Source organism: Paenibacillus sp. N119s (assembly GCF_059447605.1).
Window position 1 is genome coordinate 1 of the sequence record NZ_JCAJRU010000228.1, and the last position, 7,959, is coordinate 7,959.

Annotated in this window: 9 protein-coding genes; 8 read left to right on the forward strand and 1 reads right to left on the reverse strand. The window is 45.6% G+C overall.

Annotated elements, in window-relative coordinates:
* Positions 1-833: O-antigen ligase family protein (locus AC5V8P_RS20795; RefSeq protein WP_495473819.1), on the reverse strand; the 833-nt coding region annotated here is incomplete at its 3' end.
* 202 nt (positions 834-1,035) lie between these two features.
* On the opposite strand from AC5V8P_RS20795, the gene AC5V8P_RS20800 reads away from it, so the two are divergent.
* The 8 genes from AC5V8P_RS20800 to AC5V8P_RS20835 form a co-directional block, all read left to right on the forward strand.
* The gene (locus AC5V8P_RS20800; protein WP_063213534.1) at positions 1,036-2,679 is read left to right on the forward strand and encodes a glycosyl hydrolase family 28-related protein; all 1,644 of its coding nucleotides are present in this window, start codon (positions 1,036-1,038) and stop codon (positions 2,677-2,679) included.
* 221 nt (positions 2,680-2,900) lie between these two features.
* Positions 2,901-4,094: a D-alanyl-D-alanine carboxypeptidase family protein gene (locus AC5V8P_RS20805; RefSeq protein ID WP_063213533.1), complete on the forward strand. Its 1,194-nt coding sequence runs from the start codon at positions 2,901-2,903 to the stop codon at positions 4,092-4,094.
* Between the two features lie 96 nt (positions 4,095-4,190).
* Positions 4,191-4,544 carry an anti-sigma F factor antagonist gene (gene spoIIAA / locus AC5V8P_RS20810; protein ID WP_013310782.1) on the forward strand — a complete coding sequence of 118 codons (354 nt, stop codon included), beginning with the start codon at positions 4,191-4,193 and terminating at the stop codon, positions 4,542-4,544.
* The gene (gene spoIIAB / locus AC5V8P_RS20815; protein ID WP_064796373.1) at positions 4,541-4,996 is read left to right on the forward strand and encodes an anti-sigma F factor; all 456 of its coding nucleotides are present in this window, start codon (positions 4,541-4,543) and stop codon (positions 4,994-4,996) included. The genes spoIIAA and spoIIAB overlap by 4 nt, the downstream gene beginning before the upstream one ends.
* An 11-nt stretch (positions 4,997-5,007) precedes the next feature.
* Positions 5,008-5,763 (forward strand): RNA polymerase sporulation sigma factor SigF, encoded by a 756-nt coding sequence (gene sigF / locus AC5V8P_RS20820; RefSeq protein WP_063213532.1) that lies wholly within the window; start codon positions 5,008-5,010, stop codon positions 5,761-5,763.
* A gap of 179 nt (positions 5,764-5,942) precedes the next feature.
* Entirely contained in the window at positions 5,943-6,596 is a 654-nt protein-coding gene (locus AC5V8P_RS20825; RefSeq protein ID WP_064796374.1) for a stage V sporulation protein AA, read from the forward strand.
* Positions 6,593-7,015, forward strand: a complete 423-nt coding sequence (locus AC5V8P_RS20830; RefSeq protein ID WP_063213530.1) for a stage V sporulation protein AB — start codon at positions 6,593-6,595, stop codon at positions 7,013-7,015. Before AC5V8P_RS20825 ends, AC5V8P_RS20830 begins: the two co-directional genes overlap by 4 nt.
* 26 nt (positions 7,016-7,041) lie before the next feature.
* Positions 7,042-7,959 (forward strand): spore germination protein (locus AC5V8P_RS20835; protein ID WP_495473820.1); only part of this gene is annotated, 918 nt, incomplete at its 3' end.

Genomic DNA, 7,959 nt, shown 5'->3' on the forward strand with positions numbered 1-7,959 from the left:
TGGCCGAACCAGTAGTGGCTCTGAATAGCACCATCAATTCCCTGCCAGATTTCCGTTCTTCCGGTTAAGGTTGTTGTTTTTCCAAATTCCGAGGCAATCGCATCTCCATAAGTAAAGGTAAGGGTCAAACCCAAAAGAACAAGTAAGCAGGAACAGCTCAGAAAGAACCCCCGCAATGCGATGCTTCGCATTCTTTTAAATAGCAATATGAACAAAATAAATACGAAGAGTGAGGATGTCAGCACCAATGAGGTGGTGGACTGGCATTTGATGAGCAATAAGGCATTGAGTAAGATGAAGCCGATATGCAAAGCCTTACGTGTGCCCCTGAAAAAATAAATAACATGTGCAACAAAACTTAACAGCGAGAGGGTTCCGAGTGTATTTTTATGACCGGAGATTCCTTTCCACAGTCCAGTATGTTCTACACCGCCATGAATGGCGAAGGAAGGAACGAGCACAACGGCGAGTAAATTGAGTACGCTCAGGATACTTAATGTAATGACTAAAAGGCGTATGCAGCCCTGAGTTGTATAATGGGTGACCAGATAGAGCCCAAAGGTGGAGAAGGCAACAAATTTGAGAACCATGAGCAAGGAAGAGGTCTGCTCTTGTTCAGCCCATAAACAGGAAGCGGCAATGTACATCATGAGTAAAGTCAGCAACGGATTATCAGCCAGGGTTGCGATTAATGACTTGAGTGAAGGTAGAAGCATAGCATAGCTGAACAATAAGATAAGCAGGGAAATCGTGATCACCCTGGGGGACAAACCCTGACAGGCAAAGGGAATCGAGAAAGCCATTAAACCGGCTACTGTGAGTATGTGTTTCACGGTTTCACCGCCTAGATACGTTATGTATCTATAATATACAAAATGTATCTTCTTGTACAATCATAATAAAATTATTATTTTCATTTTTATCGATCCTAGAGCAAGCCTCATGATGCATATACTCAGTCCATGCCGAGAAAATGAAGAATTCTTCGGCATTGTCTGAAGGCGTTTTTCACGTTTTAAACATGGGGGTGTTTGGGTGGCAGATCATTTTACAGAACAATTGAAGTTGAATTTGAGTGGTGCGGGCAAAGAATTAACGCCTCAGCAATTAAATGACAATTTTAAAGCCATTGAAAATGAATTCGTGGAACGCAGTATAAACGTAAGCTGGTTTGGAGCTGCTGGCGATGGTATTCAAGATGACACGGCAGCTTTGCAAGAATTGATTAACAAGACCCCCGATTACTCCATTCTTCACATCCCCAGTGGTCGATACAAAATAACATCTACCCTTCAAGTTCGGAAGCAGGGTGTGCGCATTTTTGGCATTCATAAGGGGAGGTATAGACAAGGTAAGGGAGTTACGTCGATTGAATATTATGGCACCGGTCCTTGTTTCCAAATTGGAGACGAAAGTCTATCATCGTTTAGTGGCTACCAAAATGTGCAGTTCCATGACTTATCGATCCGGTACGAAGGGACTGATACAGCCACCTTAAATAATCCGTTTTCGCAGTCTGTGAAGCGTGGATATTATGGCAAAGGTACAATGGGCATTCAGGATTGGAAAGGCGGAGGCGTTGTCCTGGATAATGTGCTAATTGAGCATTTTGAAACGGCTTTTTGGGGCTATGAAAGTGACGTGAACTTATTTAAATGCACGGAGATTAATTACAATAAAACAGGGATTCACTTGCAGAACAGAAGTTCACAGTTTACAAGCATTGCACTTTTTACACTCGGGAACGATACAGCTTTGGATCTGAACAGCTCTAACGGGGCGAGATTTATGGCTAGCCAGCACATTAAGGATGGGAGCTCCAGTGATATTCCCATTCTAATAAATGATTTTATGAATGCAGAATTTTTAGGCTGCTGGTTCGAAGGATTAAGCAGAGAACACAAGACAACAGTACCTTCTTTTATACAAATTGGTGCTACCAAAGAAACCAAAAATGTTGCCTTGCGCGACTCTATTTTGGCGATAGCAGACAAATACGAGGACACCCAAGCTGTGTGTAACTATTTTGTGGACGTGGTCATTGGTAAAAAAGTTTTGGTGGACGAGGTGGGCGGGTATCCCCGTAATTTGAAGCAGCTTATTTGTTTCTCAGGCAGCTCCTCCACACAGCAGGTGACACTTCGTTCACATTTGGATTTTAGCTATAGCAATCATCGTTATGAGGAGAATAATGGGACAGGGCAAGCTTTGTTGCTCGTCGAGAAGTATTCGAATAACGGTATCGAGCATTTAAATGAAACCTTTGTCAAAGCCTACCTCGGTTCAAGGCAAAATATCCCTGCAGGTAGCTGGCAGAAAGTGAAGTTCGATCAAATCAACCATGATGAATTGACCGAATTCGACGCATCGAATAGTCGATGGCGCGCCAAGCGAGCTGGCAAATACAGAATACAAGTCTACATCTCGACCGATCCCCAGATAGATGGCAACCGGACACGGATGGCGCTTCATCTGAATGATGAGCAGCTTGCCGGAAGTTCTGCCTATGCTTATCTCGATGACAGGGTGATTGGCGGACGGAACTATGGTGCATTGAGTGGAGCAATGGAACTTAGACTCGAAGCGAATTCTTTTATTGATATACGGGTGTTTAGTCAAAACGCAGTGGATATTTTACCGGGTGGAGGTATTGCATATCTTACCGTTAGCCGACTTTAAACGTTTTTTATAGATCATTTTACAGTCGATATATGTTGTGTCGTTTATATATTGGAAAATAGCGCCATGCTGACTCAGCTTGGTGCTATTTTGCGTTTTTATTCATATGGAATATTTTTCTTTCATTCTGACGACAATGGTTAGCAGCACGCGAATAGATCGGAGAGGTTAGCAAATGGGCTCCGGTGCTATACGCCAATATGTTGAGGAGGGAACCGATTGTGAAGAAAAAAGTGGTGGCGTTCATCCTGGCTTGTCTGATAGCCTTGACTGCCGTCCCTGTCGGAGGTTGGGCCGAAGAAAGCAGACCTGAAGGCAAAACCAACGAAGGATCAGCAGCTCAGCTGGCTCCCCAGGCTCTTTCGGCGATCTTGATGGATGCAGATACTGGCACAGTTATCTATGAAAAAAACAGTCGTGAAAAGCTTCCTCCAGCAAGCATCACCAAGATCATGACGATGCTGCTGACAATGGAGGCCATTCATGATGGCAAACTCAAGCTGACCGATAAAGTGCGGGCAAGTGAGTATGCATCTTCAATGGGAGGCTCGCAAATTTTCTTGGAGCCGGGTGAGGAAATGACGGTCGATGAGATGCTGAAGGGAATTGCAATGGCTTCGGGCAACGACGCTTCTGTGGCGATGGCTGAAAAAATTGCAGGGTCTGAGCAGGCTTTTGTCGAGATGATGAACGCCAAGGTGCAGCAGCTTGGGCTCAAAGATACGCATTTTGCCAATTGCAACGGTTTACCCGTAAAAAATCACTATTCCTCTGCGCACGATATTGCGGTTATGAGCCGGGAACTTTTGAAGTATCCGCATATTACGAAATATACGGGAGCCTACCAGGACTATTTGCGCAAATCCTCGGTCAAGCCCTTTTGGCTGGTGAATACGAATAAGCTTGTTCGCTTCTATACGGGAGCAGACGGTCTGAAAACAGGCTATACGTCAGAAGCGAAGTTCTGTCTTTCCGCCACGGCGAAGCGTGATGGCCTACGCGTCGTAGCTGTCGTACTGGGTGAACCGAACACCAAGATACGCAATAATGAAGTAGCTTCCATGTTCGACTATGCGTTTTCGCAATATACGATGAAATCCATATATAAGCCAGGTGAAAAGCTCGGCAGTGTAAAAGTTGAAAAAGGTGTATTACCAGAACTGGAAATTCAGGCTGATCGTTCATATAGTGTGCTGGTGAAAAAAGGCGGCAACAAGCAAACGCTGCGTCACGAGCTGCAACTGTCCCCAAGTCTTAAAGCTCCTGTTCGGGTGGGTGATCCTGTTGGTAAGCTGGTTGTTTATCAGGATGGAAAACGTCTGAAGGAGTTCAATATCACTTCGCCTGTGGCGATCGAAAAGGCCGGCTGGTGGAAATTGTTTAAACGTACCATGTCGAATCTATTTTCTTTGTAGATTTTACGGGGTTTTCTTCTAGTTTTGTCGGAGGGCAGGAATCGTCTGCGATTACGTAGAAATCCTTGTCCAAGACCGGGAGGAGAGTGAGTAAGCATGAACCTGCAAATTGAAATGGAGCATCACCGGGGGGTACTTATTGTTAGGCTGTCTGGTGAACTTGATCACCATACGTCGGATATGGTCCGTATGCAAATGGATGAGGCGATTCAGCGCCGGCAATGCGAGCATATCGTGCTCAGCCTGAAGAATCTTCAGTTTATGGATAGTTCCGGCCTAGGTGTTATCTTGGGACGATACAAACTGATCAAGCAAAAGGGCGGGAAAATGGCAGTCTGTGATGTCAATCCGCCGGTTCATCGACTGCTGGATATGTCAGGCTTGTTTAAAATCATGCCCATATATGACAACGAGGGAAATGCGCTCACGGAACTGGAGGTTGTGTCATGAGAGAAGGCACGGGGAACAATTTCATGAGCTTGCAGTTTGCCGCCAAATCGGAAAATGAAGCATTTGCCCGCGTGGCTGTGGCGGCCTTTATTTCCAGGCTTGATCCTACAATGGATGAGCTTAGCGATTTGAAGACCGTTGTGTCTGAAGCGGTGACAAACAGTATTATTCACGGCTATGACAGCGATCCATCGGGTGTCGTAACAATTCAAGTCGGAATTGAAGCGGATGTAATTACGTTGGTCGTTGAGGACGCAGGACGGGGAATTGAGGACCTAGAGCTGGCCAAGCAGCCCCTCTACACGTCCAAGCCAGAATTGGAGCGATCCGGCATGGGCTTTACAATTATGGAAAATTTCATGGATGAGTTCGAAGCAGTCAGTGAGCCGGGCGGAGGCACGTCGGTCCGGATGAAGAAAAGGATTGAATCCAAGAAAGCTTTATATAATTAGGAGTTGATCCTATGGAAGCAGGAGGAAAAAAGACTTCGCACAGCTATTTGGAGGATACAGAAGTCAAGCGGCTTATTGCACTGAGCCAATCTGGTGACAATGATGCTCGTGAGACACTGGTCAATAGTAATATCCGGCTCGTTTGGTCTGTCGTGCAGCGCTTTATGAACCGGGGGTATGAACCTGACGATCTTTTTCAAATTGGTTGCATCGGATTGTTAAAATCGGTGGATAAATTCGATCTCAGCTACGATGTCAAATTTTCAACATATGCGGTTCCGATGATTATCGGTGAGATTCAACGCTTCCTTCGAGATGACGGTACACTCAAGGTTAGCCGCTCTTTAAAAGAAACAGCCAATAAGGTCCGCAAAATGAAGGACGAGCTATCCAAACGGCTTAATCGCCTGCCTACCGTCAAGGAGGTTGCTGATGAGCTGGGAGTGACACCGGAAGATGTTGTTTTTGCGCAGGAGGCTAACAAGCCTCCTACCTCCATTCACGAAACGGTATTTGAAAATGACGGAGATCCGATTACACTGATGGATCAGATTGCTGATGAATCCCAGGAAAGATGGTTTGACAAGCTGGCACTGAATGAGGCTATAGACGGATTATCGGAGCGGGAACGATTGATTGTGTACCTGCGCTATTACCGGGACCAGACTCAATCAGAGGTTGCAAGTCGTCTAGGTATTTCGCAGGTGCAGGTATCACGATTGGAAAAAAAGATTTTACAGCTAATCCGCGATCAGATTGCCCAATAATGAGGACAGGATTTAGTGAGTGAAAACCTTATACTAACGCATTCTAAAGAGTAGTCCAAAGCCATTTTAATGGCGGGGAGTACTCTTTTTTTGCGTGTGACAAAAGACAAATATACAGAATAGGTTTGCTTGCTTCGTTCCATACTAATCGGTAATTACGAGGATAAGGAGGGAATCGGATGAATCACAGTCCGGCTCCTACAGTGGCTCCTATTGTCTACTTGCGGCTTCGCAGCCGTGTGCGCATGATCCAAGGTCAGGACCTACATTTGGGCGATGTAGCCCATCTGCTGGCGGATCCTGAATGGGAAAAGGATCTGCTTGGACTTGTTCTCAAGCGGCCGCAGAAGCAGGACGGGAATCTGATACTGGTAGACATGCTGCAGATCATATCAAAAATTAGAGACCACATTCCGGGAGTCGTAGTTGAATCTCTTGGGAAACCGCATGTGCTTGTGGAAATCGTGGAGAGACCCCGTAAGCCATCCAAAATACTGTTTGTGTTGGTGTGGCTGCTTCTGTTTTTTGGCTCTGCGCTGACGATTATGAACTTTCATGCTGATGTTAACATGATGCAGGTACAGGTTCGGATTGTGGAAATGATTACGGGACAAAAGGATGAACATCCGTACTTGTTCCAAATTGCTTACTCATTCGGCATCGGCTTTGGCATGATCGTATTTTTTAATCACTTGTTCAAGAAAAAATGGAATGAGGAGCCGACGCCACTGGAGGTGGAAATGTATCTCTATCAGGAGAATGTGGATCAGTATGTTGTGGCAGAGGAGTATGAAAAGATGGCTCGTCTGCAGACAAAGGATAAGGAACCATGATATTTATACAGGCCGCACTTCAGATTATTTTGGGCATTGCTGGGGGACTGGCGATAGGTAGCGGTGTGATTGCCTTTTTTATTGTGCTGGATATCATGCCGCGATTAGCGCAACTTACCCGAACGTACAAAAAATCGCGTGCATACGAAAAGGCAATGATATTAGGTTCAGTGGTGGGAACCGTGGCTGATTTTTGGAACATCTGTTTGCCGTTACCGGCCATGTTTACATGGATACCTGGGTTATTTTGCGGAGTGTTTATTGGCTTGCTCGCCGCGGCTCTAACAGAGGTACTAAATCTCCTGCCGATACTGGCCAAGCGACTTCATATGACCGTATACATGTTCGGTCTGTTAATGGCAATGGTGCTTGGCAAGGTGATGGGTTCCTTATTTGATTGGTTTGTATACAACCGTTAATAGTGAAAGAGAAGGGGGCAAGAGATATGGATCATAGAACGGAGCAGGATCAGCAGGAGCAACATCATGAAGACGGAGCAATGGGAAGGGAACATGATACTGACGGGGAAAGTTCGGGCTCCCGGAAGCAAGAGCAGGAGCAGGAAGACGCCCATCTTAAGCACAAAAAAGAAAGCGAGCATTCTGATAATGTAGAGGAATCCATACGTTATTGGCAGATTGAGGACGATATTTCGCCTAAGATGGAGGAAAATCGTGAAACCCTTAAAATGGTATTGGGTTTGGGAGAAACTTTTGATGTTGTACTCAGAGAAATGACAACAGGGGGACGCCATATCGGGTATCTGTTTCTGAATAGCTTTGCCAAGGATCAGATCATGCTTGAGGTGCTAAAGCGGCTCACCTATCTGAGGCCGGGTGACATGACTTCAGAAGGACTACAAGCGTATTTTGAAAATTTTATTCCACATATACAGGTGGAGAAGACAGATAAGATGTCCGTTGTCGTAAATAAGGTGCTGACGGGATTAAGTGCCTTCTTTATGGAAGGCGAGCGTTTTTCTGTTATTCTTGATACCCGTAATTATCCCGTACGGAGTCCCGAGGAACCTTCCTTAGAGAGAGTCGTGCGCGGTGCACGTGACGGGTTTACGGAAACGATGCTTACAAATGTAGGTCTGGTACGCCGGCGCTTGCGCGATCCTGGACTTAAATTTGAGGCTATGCAAGTAGGGCGACGAACCCGAACAGATGTATGCTTGGGCTACATCGATGATATTGTGGATAAGGTCATGGTTAATACTGTACGAGACAAAATTAAAAGTGTTAATCTGGATGGGATTCCACTGGCCGACAAGCAATTAGAGGAGACGATTATCAATAAAGGATGGAATCCATATCCATTGGTGCGATATTCGGAGCGACCAGATGTTGTGGCTTCGCAT

Excerpts from the sequence above, each read along its gene's own strand:
- AC5V8P_RS20830 (WP_063213530.1), top strand. The coding sequence starts at position 6,593 with ATGATATTTATACAGGCCGCACTTCAGATTATTTTGGGCATTGCTGGG.
- sigF (WP_063213532.1), top strand. The coding sequence starts at position 5,008 with ATGGAAGCAGGAGGAAAAAAGACTTCGCACAGCTATTTGGAGGATACA.
- AC5V8P_RS20825 (WP_064796374.1), top strand. The coding sequence starts at position 5,943 with ATGAATCACAGTCCGGCTCCTACAGTGGCTCCTATTGTCTACTTGCGG.
- spoIIAB (WP_064796373.1), top strand. The coding sequence starts at position 4,541 with ATGAGAGAAGGCACGGGGAACAATTTCATGAGCTTGCAGTTTGCCGCC.
- spoIIAA (WP_013310782.1), top strand. The coding sequence starts at position 4,191 with ATGAACCTGCAAATTGAAATGGAGCATCACCGGGGGGTACTTATTGTT.